Here is an 18,899-nt window from a genome sequence, read left to right on the forward strand (position 1 = left end):
TCAAATCCGAGCAGGAACATCCCCGTGCTCACCGAGCAGCGGCGGCGGGCCGTACTCGTGGTCGTAGCCGGCGACTCGGATGGGGCTCCCGACCAAGCGGTAGTCGCCGGCCGTCACGATCGCTTCCGGTGTCGCGTTCAGCGCGTCGGGTAGTGAACGTACGGCTGACGCGGGAACTCCCAACGGACGCAAGCGAGATTCCCAGTGAGCCGCGGTGTCGGTAGCCATTGCAGCAGTCACCGCGGCCAGAACCTCGTCTCGACGATCGGCCCGCTCCCCCATCGTGGAGAACCCGTCGATGCCGGCTTCTCCCGCAAACAGCTTCCAGAAGCCGTCGTGGGTGATGAACAGAGCGAGGTAGCCTTCCGCCGTCGGGAAAAGCTGCGCCGGAACGTAATACGAGTGTGCACCGTTAGGCATCCGACGCGGTTCGACCCCGTCGTTGAGGTAGGACGACGCTCGATAGTTGAGCTGCGAGAGCATGACGTCTTGCAACGACACCTCTACCTGACCCCCGTTGCCCGAGACGATCTGCGCCAGAAGGCCCAGTGCCGCAGTAAGTCCGGACGAGTTGTCTGCCGAGGAGTATCCGGGAAGCGTCGGCGGACCGGACGGGTCGCCGGTCAGTGAAGCAATGCCGGTTGCTGCCTGGATAACGTAGTCGAAAGCGGGATCGTCACCTGCCGCCAGACCGAATCCGGTGAGTGCGACGCATACGATCTGTTCGTTCCATTTACGCAGAGCCTCGTAGGTCAGCCCATACCGGTGAATTGCTGACGGCTTCAGATTCGCCAGAAGAGCGTCCGACTCCGCTACCAACTCGCCGAGACGCGCCTGCCCGGCCTCTGTCGTGAGGTCGATGCAGATACTCCGCTTGCCACGATTGAGGCTCGCGAAGTAGGAATCGCTGACCTGCCGCGATATGTCTCCGCTCGGCGGCTCGATCTTGATGACGTCGGCGCCGAGATCAGCCAGCATCATGGTCGCGTACGGTCCAGCGAGCATGTGCCCGATCTCGAGGATCCGGATGCCCGCCAGCGGCCCGGACGTCACCGGAACTCCGCTGCGATCTGTGCAATCACTTCGCGCGTCCGGTATTTGGAGGCGATCAACTCGTCCCGGTTGTCACCGATGGGGAGTAGCCGCATCGAAAGATCGGTAACCCCGGCGGCCTCGTAGCTACGGAATCCCTCGAGTATCGCATTCTCGTCACCCACAACGCACAGATCACCGATGTCCTTGGCGCCACCCTTTTCCAAGAGTTTCTGATAGTTCGGCGACACCTCGGCTTCACCGAGAATCCGGTTGGCTCGCTCACGCGCTTTGTCGACCTCGGACGGACTGCACAGACAGACCGGGATGCCGGCGATGATGCGCGGATCGGGCCGGCCGGCATCGGCTGCTGCCTTGCTGATCCGAGGAACAACATGATCTTCGATTGCGCGTTGGTCTGCCATCCACAGTATGGTTCCGTCGGCGCGCTCACCCGCGATCTTCAGCATGACGGGTCCGAGAGCGGCAACCAGAACTGGCATCGGCGACACGGGACCGATCTCGAGCGGGTTGTGCACGGTGTACGTCGAGTTCTCCACGTCAACCGGGCCAGGGCCGTTGAGAGCGGCGGCAAGGACCTCGAGGTAGTCGCGAGTGAGCCCGGCAGGCTTGTCATAGGGCAAGCCGAGCATGTCCTCGATAATCCAGTGATGCGACGGACCGACGCCGAGCGCCAACCGTCCGTCTGTTGCCGCGTGAGCCGAGAGTGCTTGCCGGGCCAGTGCAATCGGATGTTGTGCCTGCAGCGGAACCACTGCCGTGCCGATTTCGATTCTCGACGTCCGCGTGCCCATCAGGGACACAGCCGTCAACGCGTCGAAGTCGCTGGGAACCTGCGGCACCCAGACACTGTCGAGGCCGGCGGCCTCGGCCCACTCCACGTCCGCCATCATGCGGGCGACCTTCTTCGCGGAGTCGCCCCGCTCGGGGCCGATCATCACTCCGATGCGCACGGTTCCTCCAGATTTGCTGTTGCCGATGTTTCAGTCAATGCGCGTACTCCGCTTACCAACTCTTCCAGTGACGCGCCGGTGGGAAACACTGCCGAGGCACCGGCCTCGAGCAGGCGCGGCACATCCGACTGCGGGATTGTGCCGCCTACAACAACTTTGATATCCCCCGCGTCCGCAGCCCGAAGAGCCTCGACGGTTCGGGTTGTGAGCGCGACGTGAGCACCGGAGAGAATACTGAGTCCGACAACAGCCACGTCTTCTTGCAGTGCAATGGTGACGATGTCTTCGACCGTCCGCCTGATGCCGGTATAGATGACTTCGAATCCGGCGTCGCGCAACGCTCGTGCGACGATCTTGGCACCACGGTCATGGCCGTCGAGGCCTGGCTTTGCAACAAGTACGCGGGCGCTCATCAGAACACCACCGGCTGCTGGAATTCGCCCCATACTGCCTTGAGGGACGAAACCATCTCGCCGACTGTGCAGTACGCGTTGGCGCAGTCGATCAACTTGTGCATCAGATTGTCCGTTCCTTCCGCTGCTCGGGACAGTGCCGTCAGTGACCTCGCCACCTCGTCAGGATCACGGTCCGCTTTGACCCTCGCGAGCCGTTTCAGTTGCAGCTCACGCCCTTCGGCGTTGAGCTCGTAAGTCGAAATCTCCGGCGCGGGTTCCTCGGAGACAAACCGGTTGACACCGACAACCGGCTTTACGCCCGATTCGACGTCCTTGTGGAGTTGGTAGGCTTCGTCGGCGATCAGCCCCTGCAGGTAACCGTCCTCGATTGCTCGAACCATGCCGCCGTGCGCCTCGAGATCCGCCATGATCTCGATGAGTCGCTCTTCCGTTGCGTCCGTAAGGGCTTCGACGAAGTAGGACCCACCGAGCGGGTCGGCCACCCGCGTCACGCCGGTCTCGTAGGCGAGGATCTGCTGGGTGCGCAGGGCCAGCGTTGCAGACTCCTCGCTGGGAAGAGCAAATGGTTCGTCCCAGGCCGCGGTGAACATGGACTGGACGCCGCCGAGTACCGACGCCATGGACTCGTACGCCACACGCACGAGGTTGTTCTGCGCCTGAGGCGCGTACAGCGAAGCGCCACCGGCGACACAACCGAAGCGGAACATCGACGCCTTGTCGGTGGTGGCGCCGTAACGCTCCCGGACGATAGTGGCCCAACGACGGCGTCCGGCACGATATTTGGCGATCTCCTCGAAGAAGTCGCCGTGCGTGTAGAAGAAGAACGAAATCTGCGGCGCGAACTCGTCGATTGTCATGCGCCCACGCTCGACCACTGTGTCGCAGTAGGTAACACCGTCGGCGAGGGTGAAGGCCATCTCCTGGACGGCGGTGGCGCCGGCATCACGGAAGTGCGCTCCGGCCACCGAGATTGCATTGAACCTGGGCACCTCGGCGGCGCAGAACTCGATGGTGTCGGCAATCAACCGCAGCGAAGGCTCCGGGGGCCAGATCCACGTACCGCGGGAGGCATATTCCTTCAGGATGTCGTTCTGGATTGTCCCGGTGAGCTTCTCGCGCGGAACACCCTTGCGTTCAGCGGCGGCCACGTAGAACGCCAGCAGAATCGCTGCTGTTCCGTTGATCGTGAAACTGGTGCTGATCTTGTCGAGCGGGATGTCCTCGAACAACACCTCGGCGTCGGCGAGGGTATCGACTGCAACACCCACGCGGCCGACTTCTTCGGTGACCTCCGGGTCATCGGAGTCGTAACCGCATTGAGTGGGCAGGTCGAGGGCAACCGAGAGGCCTGTTCCACCTTGTGCGAGGAGATAGCGGTAGCGGGCGTTGGACTCTTCCGCGGTGCCGAACCCGGAGTACTGCCGAAAGGTCCACAAACGCCCTCGATATCCCGAGGAGAAATTGCCGCGGGTAAAGGGGTACGCGCCCGGTGCGGGCGGATCGACAGTCCTGTCCTCCGGTCCATAGACCGGAGCGAGAGGGATGCCGGACGAGGTTTCCGTGAAGTCGTTCATCGTTGAATACGGTACTTGCAAAAAATGAGAATGCCAATACCATTCCAGAGAACGAGAACTTAGGAGAACGATGCCCAGCCAGAACGCACTCACCGATCGCACCTTGGTCATTTCCGGCGGAAGCCGTGGAATCGGCCTTGCCATCGCCACCGCAGCAGCCAAGTACGGAGCGAATGTCGTTCTGCTCGCCAAGACCGGCGAACCACACCCGAGGCTTCAGGGGACCGTCCATACCGCAGTCGAAGGCATCCAAGCTACCGGCGGAAAGGCCGTCGCCGTTGTCGGTGACGTTCGAAAGGAAGAGGATGCCCGACGCGCCGTCGCCGTTGCGGTCGAGAATTTCGGGGGCGTCGACATCTGCGTCAACAACGCGAGTGCCATAGCTCTCGAAAGCACGGAAAACCTGCCGGCAAAGAAGTACGACCTGATGCAGGAGATCAATTCGCGCGGCACGTTCCTACTCACACAGGCCGCCCTGCCACACCTGCGCGAGTCGGAAAACGCCCACATCCTCACCATTGCACCACCGGTGAACATGAACCCGTACTGGCTCGGCGCACACCCCGCGTACACGCTCTCCAAGTACGGAATGAGCTTGCTCACCTTGGGTTTTGCGGCAGAATTTGCCGACGCCGGTATCGCCGCGAATTGCCTGTGGCCACAGACGTACATCGCTACGGCGGCGGTCGCCAACATGGCCGACGGCGACAGCCTGCTGTCCTCGTCACGTAGTCCGGAAATCATGGCCGACGCGGCCGTCGAGATCTTCTCCCAGCCGTCTACGAAGACCACCGGAAACTGCTTCATCGACGCCGATGTCCTGATCGAGTCGGGAATCACGGATCTGTCCGCCTACGGCGGCGGCGACAATCCGCAGCTTGATCTGTTCCTGGACTGATTCGGGCACACCGCGGCGGGTGTATGTGATTGCAGGTAACATACACTCGTTGCGGCCGAAGCACGGCTGCCGACTTCGAGGGGACAGCTGTGGTGGATACAAGGCGTTTGATCACGACTGCACATAACGCGTGGGGTCTGTCCTTCGGTGACGGCGTCGAGCAGCGCCGACGCACCCCGTCCACATTGATCTCCGAAGGTCGGCACCGCGACCTGTACCGCTTCGGAGAACTCCAGGGACGACCCGTACTCCTCGTACCCCCATTGGCTGTCCCCGCGTATTGCTACGACCTCCGGCCAGGTCAGAGTCTCGCCGCTCATCTCGTTCAAGGTGGACATACGCCGTACGCGCTCGACTACGGCACCATGCGATATGCAGATCGGCACATGGGATTTGAATCCTGGATCGACGGCATCATCCCCGACGCCATACGTGCAGTCTCCGAATTGCATGACGGCGCAGACATTTCCGTCATCGGATGGAGCCTCGGCGGAACCATGACGCTGCTGACCGCGTCGGCTCACTCCGACCTTCCGATAGCGTCGATCACCGCGATCGGCACCCCGGTCGACTACACCAAAATTCCTACTATCAGCCCACTTCGGCTGATCGGTGGATACACCGGCGATCGCCCACTCACGACGGCTACCGATCTGATCGGCGGACTTCCCGCTCCCCTGGTGCAAGCCAGCTACCGCGTGACCGCGCCGCAACGGGAACTGCTCAAGCCGTGGTTCATCGCCAAGAACCTGCACAACACCGAGACCCTTGCCCGCATGGAATCGATCGACACCTTCATGGCGGACATGCCCGGCTACCCCGGGCGAGCATTCCGACAGATCTGCAGACAACTCATTCTGGGTAACGGGTTGTACAAGAACACAATCGTTCTGGGTGGTCGAAGTATCGAATTGGCCGATCTGAATGTGCCGGTACTCGCGATCGGCGGAACCTCTGACGTCATAGCGCCCGCCGCCTCGGTGGCGGCGATCCAGTCTGTTCTGACCGGATCGCCGTCCGTTCGATTCGAGGAGGTGCCGGGAAGTCATCTCGGCATTCTGGCTGGCCCGACGTCAGAGAACTCCACCTGGACACACATCGATAATTTCTTGAAAGACATTACTCAACAGGTGGTTACGGCCCTCTAGAAGCGGTTCACTTCGCCATGTCAAGCCAACCCACAAAACCGGACGGATCGTGGCGCCCCATGACGGCGTGTTCGAACATGCCCCAACCCTGCGCCCCGTTGCACGTTGCCCGCGCGATGTGGTCGATCGTTCCGTAGGGAAGCTTCGCGACGATCGCCGGATCGGTGAGGTCGTACACCGACGACGAACTCCAGTTGCGGCCGCGCCATTCTCCATGCGTCCAGTCGCTGTCGCCACCGTAGCCGGCACCGACGTTGAGAGCGACAAATCCGATGGTGTCGATATCGACGACCAGAGGTTCGCCGGTCGGCGTGGTCAGGTGGATACGCGCACTCTCGGGATGCCTTGTTCCCGGCCGGTACGTGATTTCGGTACGCGGCCAACCCAATTGCTCGACTCTTCCGTCCGGGAAAGTCCGCGTCGCATGGCTCAGTGTGCGGTAGCCGTCGGGGCTTTCCTGCACGATGATCATCAGTGCGAATTCGTCGAAGCGTAGTGGCACATACGTCCACCAGTGACCACCAGGGGGCTCGTCGCCCATGCGGCCGGCTGGATCGGGCTCGCCCACAGGTCTGATCCCCCACGAACGATCACGACTTCCCGTCCACACTGCCGGATCGACGGCAATGTCGTTGCCGCGCACGCTCATCGTTCCGGACCAACTTCCCACCTGTGCAAAGCGGGTGGCGTCGAGAATCGCTCGCGGACCCGACATCAAGGTGTGGTGTTCCTCGAGTACCGAATCGAAGGCGCCTTCCCACGTCATGTCGAAGGAAAGGTCCTCGTGCTCGCAGACAAGCCGCAAGGTCTGCAGCGGCTTGATCACCTCGACACGGTACCCACCCACTTCGGCCTTGGTCGACGCACCGTCGTGCGCGTCCGAAAAGCGCACTGCTACTTGTGTATCACCGGTACGCACGGTGGCAAATGCATCGACGACGCCTAGGTTGGGATACACCCCGAGCCCGGTCACGAGGAAGACATCCCCGGTGCGATCGTGGGCATTGAAGTAGCAGCGGTCGTAGAAATTCCGGTCCGTGCTGGCAACACGTGCCATGGACAACGGCGCCTGGTGCACCGGGTATTCGTCCAGATCGATCGGCTTCATTTCTTGTCCCATTCGTAGGTTCCATCGATGAGGTCGGCAAGCATGCGGTGATGCAGTACGTATTCGTCGGGATTCTCCGGAGCCTCTATCTCCCCGAAGTGGATTCGGCGTCGAGCGATCTGCGACATGACGATTCCGTGCCGCAGTGCGGCGTACACCAGGTAGAAGTCGAGGTCGCGCACCGTCGCGCCCGTCGCTTTTTCGTATTCCGCGACCACGTCTTCGCGTCGGAACATCTGTGGGAGTCCGGGCATGGAGAACTGTTCCGCCAGGTCCTGGAACTGACGGTGGAAGAATACGAACCAGCCGAGATCAACTTCGCGCGGCGCCGCGGCTGCCGATTCCCAGTCGAGGACCGCTGTCGGAGTGGTTCCCTGGAACATGATGTTGCCGATCCGAGAGTCACCCCAGCACAACACATCTGCACTCGGCTCTTCCGGCCAGTGAGCTTCGAGCCATCCGAACGCGGCTTCCAACAACGGGATTCGTAGTCCGTCATCGCGGCGCGTCCATTCGTAATATGCGCGCTCACCCTCGAAGTGTCGACGCAAGCCTGACATGTCACTCAGAATGGGCAGTTGTGCGTCGATGCCGTGAATCCGCGCCAGAATATCTATGCTGTTCGACTGAACACGGGCCTGATCTTCACTGTTCGATTCCAGAAGCCATCCGCCGAACACATAGGGCGGGTTGTCCACGGGCACTGCGCCGCTCACTCGGTCCATGACCAGAAACGGAGTCCCGAGGGCTTCCGGCGATGTCTCGACCCAGCGAACGCGCGGGACCGGCACGTCACTTCGCTCGCGGACAGCGGTCAAGACATCGAACTGATACTGGAGGTCGTAAGTCGGAAAGACCGGAAACGCCGAGTCCTCGGGCGCCAGACGCGCAACCAGCTGCGCTGTGTGCGGAGCGCCCTCCTCCGTCCAATCCAGGTCGAACAGCACTGAGACACTGGACATTCCAGAATGAGCCGGCCTGCTCAGGTTGTACACACGCACATCGGTGGCGGCGGCGAGTGTTCTGACCAGCCACTTTTCGAGTTGCGCCGAGACAACCTCGAGGTCGGTCTCCGTCGTGGTGATCGACGCTTCCACGTCGTCCGGCATGCTCGTTGTCACAACAGGTAGCCTTCCTTCACTAGATTCACGTTCGCGCCACATCTTCGACTACGCGAAATCACCGGCAGCGTCGAAAGTTCCGCGATTGGGTTAAACTTTCTGTACTGCAGGCCAAATATAGACTCAAGTTCAGTTTTGTGGAAGGTTTTCGGGAGAATTTGATGACCGACGAACAAATGCCGCTCTCACGCCGCGAGCGCAACAAGTACGAGACACGCAAGCGACTCCTGAGCGCGGCCCGCGCATTGTTTGCCGAGCGGGGTGTAACAGGTACCACCATCGACGACCTCGCCGAAGCTGCCAACGTCTCCCGGGCGACGTTCTTCAATTACTTCCCCACCAAGGACGCGGTGGTCTCAGCGCTACACGACGGCCACATGCAGAAACTGGGCATCCTGATCGACGGACTGCTCGAGCGCGAGATGACAACACACGAACGGATTCGCCTCGTCTTCGAAGACATCACCGACGCAACACACAGATTCAGGGAGTACCTGCGCGCCGGTGAACTCGAACGAGACCCGGCGCGCGATCAGATCAGTCCTGAACGCACCGAGCAGTTCCATGATTTGATCCGTCGACTGCTCGATCGCGGAATCACCGACGGTGACGTGCGCACAGACTACTCAGCCCGTTTTCTCGCTCAGACCGTTGCTGCCGTGTATATCTCATCGGTTCAGTACTCGCGGCCACTGTCACCCCAAGACACAGACAGCCCTGATACCGACAGCCAAGACACCGACAGCTTCGACGACGCTATGCGATTCATCGCCGAAGCACTCGAACCGCGAGACCCTATCGCGTGATCCCGGCAGCGACGGCACTCTTGTGCCAGTCGGGAAATTCGCTCAACAGCCGTGAATAGAGCTCGGAGTCGGAAACGGAATCGATGTCGTCGAGTGCAAAGAACCCGGCGTTGTCGACCACTCGTCCGTCCATGTCGTCGAGCTTCTCGAGCACTCCGTACTTGGCCTTACCGATCCCGACGAACTGCCAGAACGCGGGAAGCGCCGACGCGTCGCGCATCAGCGCCGAGATTTCCCGACGCTCCGTGAATCCCCCGTCGGTGAAGAAGAGGACAAGCGTGGGCGCCGTTCCCGCGCGCAAGCCGGACACGATTTCCGTCATGATCGGAATTTCGCGATTGGAAGCACCGATCGCGTCGTAGTCGAATCCGCCGTGCAATCCACGCAGATGCAGGTATTCCTCCGACCAGGATTCGGCGTCGTGCACCGAAATCTCCGGAAGTTTGTGGAAGCCGACCGCATACAGATACGGCTCCAGTTTGCCGTCGTCGTCGAGCTGGATCGCGACGGGAACCATACGCTCGACGACGCGGTGCACCACTTTCGACTTGTACTGCTTGCTCATGCTTCCGGTTTTGTCGATCACCAGGATCACACGGGCTCGGATTCCGTTGCCACCCTTGGTCAACAGCACCTTCGCGACTTCACGCTTACGAAGGTCGAGCTTCTCACGCTTGACCATCGACAGCTTGGCCTCATCGGGAAGGCTGCGAATGCCATCCGTCGACGCTTCGGCAGGTTCCTCGTCTACCGAGACCCCGAAGGTTGTCACCAGATCCGCCAATCCGCCGTCCCATCCGGCTGAGACGTTGCGGATCTTCCACGCTTCACCGCGGCGGTAGATCTCGACGAGCACGGCCGCCCGCTCGGTGGTCAAACCCAGCGCGGGTGCAGCGATCTGTTCACCGCCGGCCTGATCAATCGTGGCCCCCAATTGCAGCACGTCGGCAAGAGCACCGGCCACATCACCGTCGAGCGCGACCGCAACGCTGAGCATCACGATGTCTGCGGGCACGGCCGCACTGTCGATCTCGACAACTCCCCCGGCACTCAGCCGTACCGCACCTTCCGGCGAACTCGGCTGGTTGAAGAAGATGAAGTCCGCGTCGCTGCGGACCTTGTTGTTGCCGCCCAGCTGGAAGACCATCAGATCGACACTGCCAGGGGCTGCGCCCGTCACCGCCACTCTCAGCGCATGCCCGTCGACCGTTGTGTTCGCTCCGCGTACCAACTCCATGCGGGAACACTATCGAGATCCGAACCTCGCGAAGCGTCCGGGAATAGATTCCGCCCTCACTGTGTAATAGTTGAGTAAGCAATACTTGCGTAAGCAAATAAATCGAGGAGCGACGGCGATGGACCAGGACAAACGGACGCGTGGCCGGGTGTGGCGCAATCTTGTCGTCGCACACAGCGTCATCCTCGGAAAAATGGAGACTGACCTGCGCGCAAGCACCGGGCTCACACTCGGCCAATACGACGTGTTGCTCCGTCTCCACGAAGCCCCCGAGAACACGTTGAAAATGGGCGACCTGGCCCAGCAGGTCCTCGTGACCACCAGCGGAGTCACCCGTGTCGTGGATCGATTGGTTGCGGCCGGACTGGTGGCGCGAGTACGCCCCGACACCGATCGACGGGTGGTCACCGTGACGATGACGCCATCCGGGCACAAGACACTACGCACCGCATCGGCGATCCACACCCGCGGGATCACGGAGTACTTCGCCGACCTCGTCGAACCGGAAGAACTGCCCGTCCTGGACCGCTTCTTCAGCCGCCTCGCGGCTCACCACACCGCCACAACTGACGCCTGTGACGTCGGCGGCACGCACCTCCCCATCACCCCCACAACACGATAGAGAGAAACACCATGGCATTCGAACTCGGCATCTACCATTTCGGCGAGCTCACTCCAGACCCCGAAACCGGCAAGACGATGAATCCCGGTGTCCACCTTCGACATTTGGTGGAACAGGCGACCGTTGCCGACCAGGTCGGGTTGGACGTCTTCGGAGTCGGCGAGCATCATCGGACGGACTTCGCTGTCTCGTCTCCCGCTGTGGTGCTGGCCGCGATGGCGCAGGCAACCGACTCCATCAAACTCTCCAGCGCTGTCACCGTGCTCAGCTCGGACGATCCGGTGCGCGTTTTCCAGCAGTTCTCGACGCTCGACCTTCTGTCCGAGGGGCGCGCCGAGATCATCGCCGGACGCGGCTCGTACACCGAATCGTTCCCGCTGTTCGGATACGACCTGTCCCAGTACAACGAGCTTTTTGCCGAAAAACTCGATCTGCTCCTGAAATTGCGGGACGAGAATCCGATCAATTGGGAGGGACACCTTCGTCCCAGCCTGGTCGACGGTGACGTAACGCCTCGGCCGGATCGCCAGATCCCGGTGTGGATCGCTGTCGGCGGCACCCCGGCATCGGTAGTTCGGGCGGCAAAGCTGGGACTTCCCTTGTCGCTGGCCATCATCGGCGGCAGTTACCAGCAGTTCGAACCCTTTGTCGACCTGTACCGTCGGGCCGCGGTGGAGTTCGGCCACGACCCGAAGAACCTGAAGGTTTCGGTCGCATCGCCAGGATTTGTCGACACGTCGAAGCAAGCCGCTCTCGATACGTCGTACCCGTACTTCCAGGCCGGTTGGATGCAGAACCACCACCAGCGCGGAAACGGAGTTCCCATGCCGCGCAGGGCATACGAAGCGCAGGCAACGACGGCTGGAGCGTTCTTCCTCGGCGGTCCGCAAGAAATCATCGACAAGACAATGGCGCAGTACGAACTGTTCCATCACGACCGGATCATGATCCAAATGGGATTCGGCAACGTTCCCCAGAAGGACATGCTCCGTGCCATCGAGATCCTGGGCACCGAAGTCGCTCCCGTCGTTCGCAAGGAAATCGAATCCCTGACATCATCCGAGAAGTAGGACTACTCATGACAACACCCCTGAAAGTTGTTGCAGTTGTCGGCAGTCTGTCCCGGCCGTCGAAAACCCGGGCACTGGTCGACCTCGTCATCGAGACGATGGGAGACGTCGAACAGGTCGACGCCCGGGTCATCGAGATCGTGGATCTGGTTCCCGGATTGGCCGGGGCTCCAGGTCGTGACCACGTCGACGCAGCCACTACCGACGCTCTGCACGCGGTGGAGAACGCAGACATCGTCATTGCAGCGTCGCCCGTGTTCCGCGGTTCGTACACCGGAATGTTCAAGCATTTCTTCGATCTCGTCGATCAATACGCACTTGCCAACACGCCTGTCATTCTTGCGGCAACCGGCGGAAGTGATCGCCATGCGCTAGTTCTCGATCAGGCACTGCGGCCACTATTCGCGTTCTTCCAAGCGTGGACCGCTCCGGTCGGCATCTACCTCAGCGCCGGTGATTTCGACGGTACGACCATCCTCAACCCCGAGGTGTTCGAACGTATCGACATGGCCGTCAAGGACGTTCTTCCGGTAGCTCGGTTGCTCGCGGATCGCACAGCAGTCTCCGCCTAGAGGCTGATTCTCGAGCCGAATCGCAGTAGCGTCGAGGGGAACCCTCATGTCAGGAGCCCATCATGACAAGTTCGGAACAACCCCCTCAGCCACAACCTACCGCTGCACAACCCAGCTCTGGGCAGCCCACCGCTGCAGCCTTCCCCCGGAACCCCGACCGCCCACCGGTCAATGCCGGGTGGGCAGTGGTGTCCTTGCTCTTCTTCTGGCCGCTGGCCTTCTCGGCTTTCAACCATGCCTTCAACGTGTACCCACTCTGGGCGGACGGGGATGCGGACGGTTCACGCTACGCGTCGGATCGGGTCAAGAGGCTTGGACAGATATCCCTGGTGATAGCGGGCGGGCTGCTCTTGATCTTCGTCATCCTGTACGCGATCGCGGCAATAGTGTGGTTCGCGCAGACCGGCGACAGCGATTTTCACCGCCGCATGCGCTAGCGCATTACCCGTTCCGTGAACTCGATCGTCTCATCCATCGACGCAATCACGGACTGACTGTGCGGCACTCCCTGGATTTCCTGATACTCGAATTGCGTACCTCGGGCATGTAGATCGACGAGTTGTGCCCAGGTGAACGGAATGGGCAGTGTTGTGTCTGCGGTAGATTGAACGATGCGCAACGGCCGGTCGTAACCGTCGACGGGAACCTGAAGCATTGCCCGCATCAGTTCGTAAATGTGTGGCGTCCACAGTGATTGAGAGAAGAGAGAGCCCAAGGGAACTCGTTCGCTGGCGATGGTGCGACCGATTTCGACAGCACACTGCGACGCGGCCTTCTCCATCCACGAAATTCCCAGTGGCGAAAGATACTGGCGAACATTCTCTTCCGGACGCTGATCATCGATCCCGCCGAGAAGATAGAGAGCGTAAACCACGAGACCGGGAATACCCAACTCCGGGAACAACGGGCCCCCGAGCGGGAACAATCCCTCCAGGTGAGTGGGACCGGCAACAACCACGGTTCCCCGGAAATCCAATTCGGGTGCGCGGGAACTCGCTTCATGGCCGGCGAAGTAGGCAGCCTGCCCACCTTCCGAAAGACCCGCCACCATCCAACGTTCGTCCAGCACGTCGCCGTACACCTCGTGCGCGGCACGGACGATGTCGATTGCGTTGGCGCCCGCCGCAGGGCCGTCGAGATAAGCCAGAGCGCCCTCGGTGCCCAGTCCGGAGTAATCCGTCGCCACAACGGCGTAACCCTCCGCCAACCATCGCTCGATAGGGCGTCGTTCGGTCTCGTAGAAGCCCGCCACCGAGGGCGCGCAGTAATCAGCGCTGCCCACTGTTCCGTGCGCGTACGAGATCACGGGCCATCCACCGGTCGGAGGTGTCCCCTCGGGCAGGAATATCGAACCGGACGAGATTCCATCCCGATCGGCCGTGCGGAGAGTTCGATAGACAATCTGCTCGGAAACGGCGGCTCCAACCGGTAGCGTCGCCGCGGCGAGTGGCATGTGCGAGACAACCGATCCCGCGACCGGTTCTTCCGAGTGCGCAACTGTCGTATTCAGCGACAACGCTGTGCATACAACCACGAGTGCCGCAGCGACCCGACTCGAACAACCCATATTTACTTTTCTCCCACATTGCCGGTGACGCGTACTCAGGCCTCCATCATCTGACATGACAGCCGTGAATTGGTGAGCTTCGCGGCGGAGCCTTTCCGACTTCGATCGCCCGCACATCGGTCAGTAGGCTGGGTTCGAGCACCTTTTACCGGGATTGCGCACTCGAACGGAGTTGGAAACGATGAGCACCGAACACCTCGACGTACTGATCGTCGGTGCCGGCCTGTCCGGTATCGGTGCTGCGTATCGCCTTCAAACCGAGCTTCCCGGAAAGTCGTACGCCATCCTCGAGGCTCGTTCGAACAGCGGCGGAACCTGGGATCTGTTCAAGTATCCCGGCATTCGCTCCGACTCCGACATGTTCACACTGGGGTATCCGTTCCGCCCGTGGACCGAGGCCAAGGCAATAGCCGACGGCCCGTCGATCCTGCAATATGTCCGGGACACTGCCAGTGAGAACGGTATCGATCGGAAGATTCGGTACAACCAGAAAGTGACTGCGGCGTCCTGGTCTTCGGACACCTCGGTCTGGACACTCACCGTCGCGAACGAGGATCGAGAGCACACACTCACCTGTAATTTTCTCTACCTCTGCAGCGGCTATTACAGCTACGACGCCGGCTACACACCCGATTTCCCCGGCTTGGAGACGTTCGGCGGAACCGTCGTGCATCCGCAGTTCTGGCCGGACGATCTCGATTACGCCGGCAAGAAAGTGGTGGTGATCGGAAGCGGCGCTACCGCAGTAACTTTGGTTCCTACGATGGCCAAGAGTGCCGAGCACGTCACGATGCTGCAACGGTCGCCGTCGTACATTCTCACGTTGGCATCGAAAGACAAGATCGCGGATTCCTTCCGCAAGTACCTGCCGAGCAAGGTCGCGCACAGCGTATCCCGATGGAAGAGCGTCCTGGTTAATCTCGGCTTCTACCAACTGTGCCGTCGCAGCCCGGCACGCGCAAAGAGGTTACTGAGTTTAGCTGCCAATCGGCAACTCCCCCATAATGTCCCGATCGATCCGCACTTCACGCCCACCTACGATCCGTGGGACCAGCGGCTGTGCGTCGTACCGGACGGAGATCTGTTCAAGGCTCTGAGATCCGGAAAAGCGTCGATCGAGACCGATCGCATCGACACATTCACCGAGTCCGGGATTCGTCTGACGTCCGGCACCGAACTTGATGCAGACATCGTTGTCACAGCAACAGGATTGAGGATGGAAGCCTGTGGCGGAATGTCCCTCGACGTGGACGGCGAACCGGTATCCCTGGGAGATCGATACGTCTACAAAGGAATGATGATCAGCGGCGTTCCCAACCTTGCGATGTGCGTCGGGTACACCAACGCATCGTGGACGCTCCGCGCAGACCTGACGTCGATGTACGTGTGCCGACTACTCGCCGAGATGGACAAACGCGGATACTCGACATGCATTCCGCAGGTAACCGAAGACATGGATCAACGTCCCATTCTCGATCTAGAGTCGGGATACGTGTTGCGTGCCGTCGAACAATTTCCGAAGCAGGGATCGAAGTCGCCCTGGAACATGCGTCAGAACTACATCCTGGATCGCTTCCACTCGACATTCGGGAGCATCAACGACCACATGTCGTTCTCGAAGAACAACTCACGCGCAAGCAGGTAAAGCAGTCGGGTAAATCCGATGACCATGCCGATGAGAAGGCACAACACGGAACCTCCGACAACGGCACACAGCGCGCCGAAAACGGCGATGGTCGATGCCTCTATCCATCGACCGGCGGACTCCGACCCGAGCACGTGTAGCTCGTCCCCCACTTCGTCCATGCACTCATCCTCGCCCTACCGTCCAGACGGTTTGTAGGGACTTTGGTCGCAATTTAGATAAAAGAGACCAGTCGTCGCAGGTCAAGCGTTCAGATGACGCTCCGGACGACTCCGAGCCGAGTCCGTTCCGTAATGTCTGCGCTGAATTCGACACGCAGAATTCGACAACGGGGGGTAACACAGATGAAGGTCGTACTTTTCGGAGCCACCGGAATGGTGGGCAACAGCGTTCTGCGCGAATGCCTGACGGATTCGCGAATCGACACGGTCGTGACCGTCGGCCGCAATGCCATCGCTATCGGCGACGCAAAAGTAGTCGACATCGTTCATCGCGATCTGCTTGATCTCACGAGCATCGAGGGAGACCTCGCCGGCGCCGACGCCTGCTTCTTCTGCCTCGGGGTCTCGTCTGCAGGGATGAACGAAGCCGACTACACCCGCGTCACCCGTGACATCACGCTCGCTGCTGCGACGACGCTAGCGCGGCTGAATCCGCAGATGGTGTTCGTGTACGTGTCCGGCGAGGGTGCCGACTCCACCGAGACCAGCAAATCGATGTGGAAACGAGTTCGGGGTGCAACCGAAAATGCGTTGCTCGCGCTGCCGCTCACGGTCTACATCCTTCGACCCGGGTTCATCCGTCCCCGCCCCGGATCACCCTCGAAGACCTGGTGGTACAAGGCGTTCTACCAAGTGTCATCCGGGCTGTACCCGCTGCTGCGCATTGTTCTGCCAGGAAGCGTGACTACAAGTGAGAGCATCGGAACGGCCATGATCACACTCGCCTCGAACGCCCCCGACTTTCCCGATCGTGTCCTACGTAGCAACAAGATCAACGAACTCGCCCAGCTCTGACAGCTTTGCCTCGCACGACAAAACCGCGGGCCACCAACTCGACGGCAACTGCTACCGAGCAGGTTTGTGCCAACAGCAGCCCCGCCAACACAAGAATCTGCACGGCACCTGCCTGCACAGCGGATCCTGTTGCAAGCAGAACACCGACAAACGCACCGGGCAGAGTAACGAGGCCGACGGTTCGCGTCTGGTCGACTCCGGGCAGCAAGGCGTCGGCGGCCGCGGTTCGCGCCACCTCCCACCGGGCGTCGCGCTGCGAAAAACCGAGGCTGAGGGCAGCTTCGACCTCGCCGTATCGAGAGTCGACTGCATCGAGTCCACGTTTGGCAGCCATCGACGTCGCCGTCATAGCGCCGCCCATCACGATCCCGCCGATCGGCACGAGCGCGACCCCCTCCAAGGGAACCACCCCTGACACGAGCATGAGCGGGAGCACAACGGCGATACCCGCGAGCAGAGCGACACTCAACCAGGCACCGGAACGACCGGACTTGGATCTACGCGCCGCCGTGAACGACGCTGCCGCAAACATCCCGATCAGCACGAGTACCGCCGACCACAGGTGAGCCAGAGCAGCAGCCAGTATCAAGGAAATCGCGGCCAACTGGATAGCGCCACGCACCAATGCGCCGGGAACGACGCGAACGCTGCCGATGCGAGTGAAGCGATAGACGAGCGCCGCCAGTACCGCCATCACCAAGCAGAGCAGTCCCAGCCGGATGCCTGAATCGGCTATCGAAATGCTCATGCCTCACAGTGTTCCGCACGCTGCGACTGTTTCGGTCAGAACACCCATCCACGGAGCGCGACAAAGCGTAGGCCTCCGACGAGTGCGCTGACTCCGATCACGAGCCCGGCTTGAATAACGCCGGTAGTGCCAGGAAAAAGGAATCCCAATGCGCTGATGGCAGCTGAACTGGCGAGCAGTCCGACCAGGGCCAATCCACCGCCTTCCCACTGCGCGGTGAACCAATTGACGCGATCGGCAGCGTGGAAGGTGAGCCGTCGATGAAGTTCGTTGGCCAGAATTGTGCTCAATACCGCGCCCACGGCGTTGGCGACAAGAACTCCGTCGCCGTGCAAGGCCAGGAACGCGGCGAAGTAGAGGATGTTGCTGATTCCGCCGACAAGAGCGAAACGAATGAGCTGGATGAACGCACCGTCACCGGAGAGAGCCCGCAGGGCACGGCCCGAGAAGCCGATCTTCCGCGTACCCATCATCGAGGTCGTTTTACTCCCGACCCAGATGTCAGACGTGCTCATAGAAGGCTTCTCTCGTGAAGTTAATCGGAACCAATCGTTCCGCTTAGCAATATAGCACTAGCGGAATGTCGCGTTCCGCTTAGTGTCGTAGACTGTGAGGATGCCGACAACAAGCCCCGATCCACGTGTGGGACCGTCGGACAGCTGCGCACAGCCCCGGCTGCGCGCCGACGCCCAGGCCAACCTCGAACGCATCCTCTGCTCCGCACGGGAAGTTTTCGGCGCCCAGGGTCTCGATGCCACTCTCGCCGACGTCGCACGCCACGCCGGCGTCGGAGTCGGCACCGTCTACCGACGATTCGCCAGCAAGGACGAGTTGATCCAAGCCCTGTTCGATTCCCGCTGCGCAGAGATCGAATCCCTTGCGGCAACGTCACTCGAAATACCTGACGCGTGGGAAGGACTCGTGCACTACCTGGAGACCATTTCACTGCGGATGGCGGACAGTCGCGGCTTCGGAGATCTGCTCATGGACGCCCGATTCACCTCCGATGCGTTCACCCGCGCCCGAACCAGCATCACGCGCAGCACCGCCGCTCTCGTCGACCGCGCCAAGCAAGAAGGCACCTTGCGCAACGACTTCGAAATCAGCGACATCCCCTTGCTGATGCACACCATCAAGCTGTCCCAGAATCTCACCGGCGACGACGCCCCGGAGTCCTACCGCCGCGTGCTCGGCTTCATCATCGACGGCCTTCGCGCGTCACGAACTACCCACCGCGAACTCCCCGTTCCGGCTCTCACTACCGAACAACTCGACCACGTCATGCATCGCTACGGAACCAGCGCAGACAGCCCCTGCTGAGTCGAGAAGATCGGGGCCGCCACCT

The 18,899-nt window shown here is 61.0% G+C and carries 20 protein-coding genes; 10 read left to right on the top strand and 10 right to left on the bottom strand.

The genetic code is table 11. The annotated features are described in order from the left end of the window. From FFI94_RS25930 to FFI94_RS25945, 4 genes are read right to left on the bottom strand one after another with little or no spacing between them, the layout of a single operon-like run. Positions 1 to 1,053, bottom strand: coding sequence for a CaiB/BaiF CoA-transferase family protein (locus tag FFI94_RS25930; protein WP_138870335.1), 1,053 nt, complete (start codon positions 1,051 to 1,053; stop codon positions 1 to 3). Continuing rightward, positions 1,050 to 2,006, bottom strand: coding sequence for an LLM class F420-dependent oxidoreductase (locus FFI94_RS25935; RefSeq protein WP_138870336.1), 957 nt, complete (start codon positions 2,004 to 2,006; stop codon positions 1,050 to 1,052). Before FFI94_RS25935 ends, FFI94_RS25930 begins: the two co-directional genes overlap by 4 nt. Further along, entirely contained in the window at positions 1,991 to 2,419 is a 429-nt protein-coding gene (locus FFI94_RS25940; protein WP_095887999.1) for a cobalamin B12-binding domain-containing protein, read from the bottom strand. The genes FFI94_RS25935 and FFI94_RS25940 overlap by 16 nt, the downstream gene beginning before the upstream one ends. Continuing rightward, on the bottom strand, positions 2,419 to 3,996 hold the full coding sequence (locus FFI94_RS25945; RefSeq protein ID WP_033237029.1) for a methylmalonyl-CoA mutase family protein: 1,578 nt from the start codon (positions 3,994 to 3,996) through the stop codon (positions 2,419 to 2,421). The genes FFI94_RS25940 and FFI94_RS25945 overlap by 1 nt, the downstream gene beginning before the upstream one ends. A 70-nt stretch (positions 3,997 to 4,066) precedes the next feature. Here FFI94_RS25945 and FFI94_RS25950 point away from each other — a divergent pair, with 70 nt between their 5' ends. Both FFI94_RS25950 and FFI94_RS25955 read left to right on the top strand, forming a co-directional pair. Then, positions 4,067 to 4,894, top strand: a complete 828-nt coding sequence (locus tag FFI94_RS25950; RefSeq protein WP_138870337.1) for an NAD(P)-dependent oxidoreductase — start codon at positions 4,067 to 4,069, stop codon at positions 4,892 to 4,894. A gap of 92 nt (positions 4,895 to 4,986) precedes the next feature. Beyond that, positions 4,987 to 6,042: an alpha/beta fold hydrolase gene (locus FFI94_RS25955; protein WP_185993322.1), complete on the top strand. Its 1,056-nt coding sequence runs from the start codon at positions 4,987 to 4,989 to the stop codon at positions 6,040 to 6,042. Between the two features lie 7 nt (positions 6,043 to 6,049). On the opposite strand, the gene FFI94_RS25960 is transcribed toward FFI94_RS25955, so the two are convergent. Next, complete coding sequence (locus FFI94_RS25960; protein ID WP_260684331.1) at positions 6,050 to 7,162, bottom strand: hypothetical protein; 1,113 nt, start codon at positions 7,160 to 7,162, stop codon at positions 6,050 to 6,052. Further along, positions 7,147 to 8,271, bottom strand: a complete 1,125-nt coding sequence (locus FFI94_RS25965) for a phosphotransferase family protein (protein ID WP_260684332.1) — start codon at positions 8,269 to 8,271, stop codon at positions 7,147 to 7,149. The genes FFI94_RS25960 and FFI94_RS25965 overlap by 16 nt, the downstream gene beginning before the upstream one ends. Before the next feature lie 161 nt (positions 8,272 to 8,432). Between FFI94_RS25965 and FFI94_RS25970 the strand changes: the two genes are divergently transcribed. Further along, the gene (locus FFI94_RS25970; protein ID WP_138870339.1) at positions 8,433 to 9,077 is read left to right on the top strand and encodes a TetR/AcrR family transcriptional regulator; all 645 of its coding nucleotides are present in this window, start codon (positions 8,433 to 8,435) and stop codon (positions 9,075 to 9,077) included. On the opposite strand, the gene FFI94_RS25975 is transcribed toward FFI94_RS25970, so the two are convergent. Then, positions 9,067 to 10,314: a VWA domain-containing protein gene (locus tag FFI94_RS25975; protein WP_138870340.1), complete on the bottom strand. Its 1,248-nt coding sequence runs from the start codon at positions 10,312 to 10,314 to the stop codon at positions 9,067 to 9,069. The two genes, FFI94_RS25970 and FFI94_RS25975, sit on opposite strands and share 11 nt — an antisense overlap. Positions 10,315 to 10,432: 118 nt before the next feature. Between FFI94_RS25975 and FFI94_RS25980 the strand changes: the two genes are divergently transcribed. The 4 genes from FFI94_RS25980 to FFI94_RS25995 all read left to right on the top strand — a co-directional run bounded on the left by FFI94_RS25980 (position 10,433) and on the right by FFI94_RS25995 (position 13,015). Next, positions 10,433 to 10,936, top strand: a complete 504-nt coding sequence (locus FFI94_RS25980; protein ID WP_138870341.1) for a MarR family winged helix-turn-helix transcriptional regulator — start codon at positions 10,433 to 10,435, stop codon at positions 10,934 to 10,936. An 11-nt stretch (positions 10,937 to 10,947) separates the two neighbouring features. Continuing rightward, entirely contained in the window at positions 10,948 to 12,006 is a 1,059-nt protein-coding gene (locus tag FFI94_RS25985; protein ID WP_138870342.1) for an LLM class flavin-dependent oxidoreductase, read from the top strand. Positions 12,007 to 12,014: 8 nt separating this feature from the next. Next, positions 12,015 to 12,578: an FMN reductase gene (gene msuE, locus FFI94_RS25990; RefSeq protein WP_138870343.1), complete on the top strand. Its 564-nt coding sequence runs from the start codon at positions 12,015 to 12,017 to the stop codon at positions 12,576 to 12,578. A gap of 62 nt (positions 12,579 to 12,640) precedes the next feature. Beyond that, complete coding sequence (locus tag FFI94_RS25995) at positions 12,641 to 13,015, top strand: CD225/dispanin family protein (RefSeq protein WP_138870344.1); 375 nt, start codon at positions 12,641 to 12,643, stop codon at positions 13,013 to 13,015. On the opposite strand, the gene FFI94_RS26000 is transcribed toward FFI94_RS25995, so the two are convergent. Next, positions 13,012 to 14,145 (bottom strand): lipase family protein, encoded by a 1,134-nt coding sequence (locus tag FFI94_RS26000; RefSeq protein WP_138870345.1) that lies wholly within the window; start codon positions 14,143 to 14,145, stop codon positions 13,012 to 13,014. The two genes, FFI94_RS25995 and FFI94_RS26000, sit on opposite strands and share 4 nt — an antisense overlap. Before the next feature lie 181 nt (positions 14,146 to 14,326). Between FFI94_RS26000 and FFI94_RS26005 the strand changes: the two genes are divergently transcribed. Both FFI94_RS26005 and FFI94_RS26010 read left to right on the top strand, forming a co-directional pair. Continuing rightward, positions 14,327 to 15,790: an NAD(P)/FAD-dependent oxidoreductase gene (locus tag FFI94_RS26005; RefSeq protein ID WP_138870346.1), complete on the top strand. Its 1,464-nt coding sequence runs from the start codon at positions 14,327 to 14,329 to the stop codon at positions 15,788 to 15,790. Between the two features lie 344 nt (positions 15,791 to 16,134). Next, entirely contained in the window at positions 16,135 to 16,806 is a 672-nt protein-coding gene (locus FFI94_RS26010) for an NAD(P)H-binding protein (protein ID WP_138870348.1), read from the top strand. On the opposite strand, the gene FFI94_RS26015 is transcribed toward FFI94_RS26010, so the two are convergent. Both FFI94_RS26015 and FFI94_RS26020 read right to left on the bottom strand, forming a co-directional pair. Beyond that, on the bottom strand, positions 16,784 to 17,554 hold the full coding sequence (locus FFI94_RS26015; protein ID WP_138870349.1) for an ABC transporter permease: 771 nt from the start codon (positions 17,552 to 17,554) through the stop codon (positions 16,784 to 16,786). The genes FFI94_RS26010 and FFI94_RS26015 overlap by 23 nt on opposite strands. Positions 17,555 to 17,589: 35 nt before the next feature. Further along, positions 17,590 to 18,027: a GtrA family protein gene (locus FFI94_RS26020; protein ID WP_260684523.1), complete on the bottom strand. Its 438-nt coding sequence runs from the start codon at positions 18,025 to 18,027 to the stop codon at positions 17,590 to 17,592. A 142-nt stretch (positions 18,028 to 18,169) separates the two neighbouring features. Here FFI94_RS26020 and FFI94_RS26025 point away from each other — a divergent pair, with 142 nt between their 5' ends. Then, entirely contained in the window at positions 18,170 to 18,874 is a 705-nt protein-coding gene (locus tag FFI94_RS26025; protein ID WP_138870351.1) for a TetR/AcrR family transcriptional regulator, read from the top strand. Positions 18,875 to 18,899 lie beyond the last annotated feature (25 nt).

This window comes from Rhodococcus sp. KBS0724 (assembly GCF_005938745.2).
Lineage (GTDB): Bacteria > Actinomycetota > Actinomycetes > Mycobacteriales > Mycobacteriaceae > Rhodococcus_F.

Coding starts and splice junctions, on each gene's coding strand:
- FFI94_RS25995 (WP_138870344.1), top strand. CDS start 12,641: ATGACAAGTTCGGAACAACCCCCTCAGCCACAACCTACCGCTGCACAA.
- FFI94_RS25985 (WP_138870342.1), top strand. CDS start 10,948: ATGGCATTCGAACTCGGCATCTACCATTTCGGCGAGCTCACTCCAGAC.
- FFI94_RS26000 (WP_138870345.1), bottom strand. CDS start 14,145: ATGGGTTGTTCGAGTCGGGTCGCTGCGGCACTCGTGGTTGTATGCACA.
- FFI94_RS25950 (WP_138870337.1), top strand. CDS start 4,067: ATGCCCAGCCAGAACGCACTCACCGATCGCACCTTGGTCATTTCCGGC.
- FFI94_RS25945 (WP_033237029.1), bottom strand. CDS start 3,996: ATGAACGACTTCACGGAAACCTCGTCCGGCATCCCTCTCGCTCCGGTC.
- FFI94_RS26010 (WP_138870348.1), top strand. CDS start 16,135: ATGAAGGTCGTACTTTTCGGAGCCACCGGAATGGTGGGCAACAGCGTT.
- FFI94_RS26020 (WP_260684523.1), bottom strand. CDS start 18,027: ATGATGGGTACGCGGAAGATCGGCTTCTCGGGCCGTGCCCTGCGGGCT.
- FFI94_RS26005 (WP_138870346.1), top strand. CDS start 14,327: ATGAGCACCGAACACCTCGACGTACTGATCGTCGGTGCCGGCCTGTCC.
- FFI94_RS26025 (WP_138870351.1), top strand. CDS start 18,170: ATGCCGACAACAAGCCCCGATCCACGTGTGGGACCGTCGGACAGCTGC.
- FFI94_RS25975 (WP_138870340.1), bottom strand. CDS start 10,314: ATGGAGTTGGTACGCGGAGCGAACACAACGGTCGACGGGCATGCGCTG.
- FFI94_RS25980 (WP_138870341.1), top strand. CDS start 10,433: ATGGACCAGGACAAACGGACGCGTGGCCGGGTGTGGCGCAATCTTGTC.
- FFI94_RS26015 (WP_138870349.1), bottom strand. CDS start 17,554: ATGAGCATTTCGATAGCCGATTCAGGCATCCGGCTGGGACTGCTCTGC.
- FFI94_RS25960 (WP_260684331.1), bottom strand. CDS start 7,162: ATGGGACAAGAAATGAAGCCGATCGATCTGGACGAATACCCGGTGCAC.
- FFI94_RS25970 (WP_138870339.1), top strand. CDS start 8,433: ATGACCGACGAACAAATGCCGCTCTCACGCCGCGAGCGCAACAAGTAC.
- FFI94_RS25940 (WP_095887999.1), bottom strand. CDS start 2,419: ATGAGCGCCCGCGTACTTGTTGCAAAGCCAGGCCTCGACGGCCATGAC.
- msuE (WP_138870343.1), top strand. CDS start 12,015: ATGACAACACCCCTGAAAGTTGTTGCAGTTGTCGGCAGTCTGTCCCGG.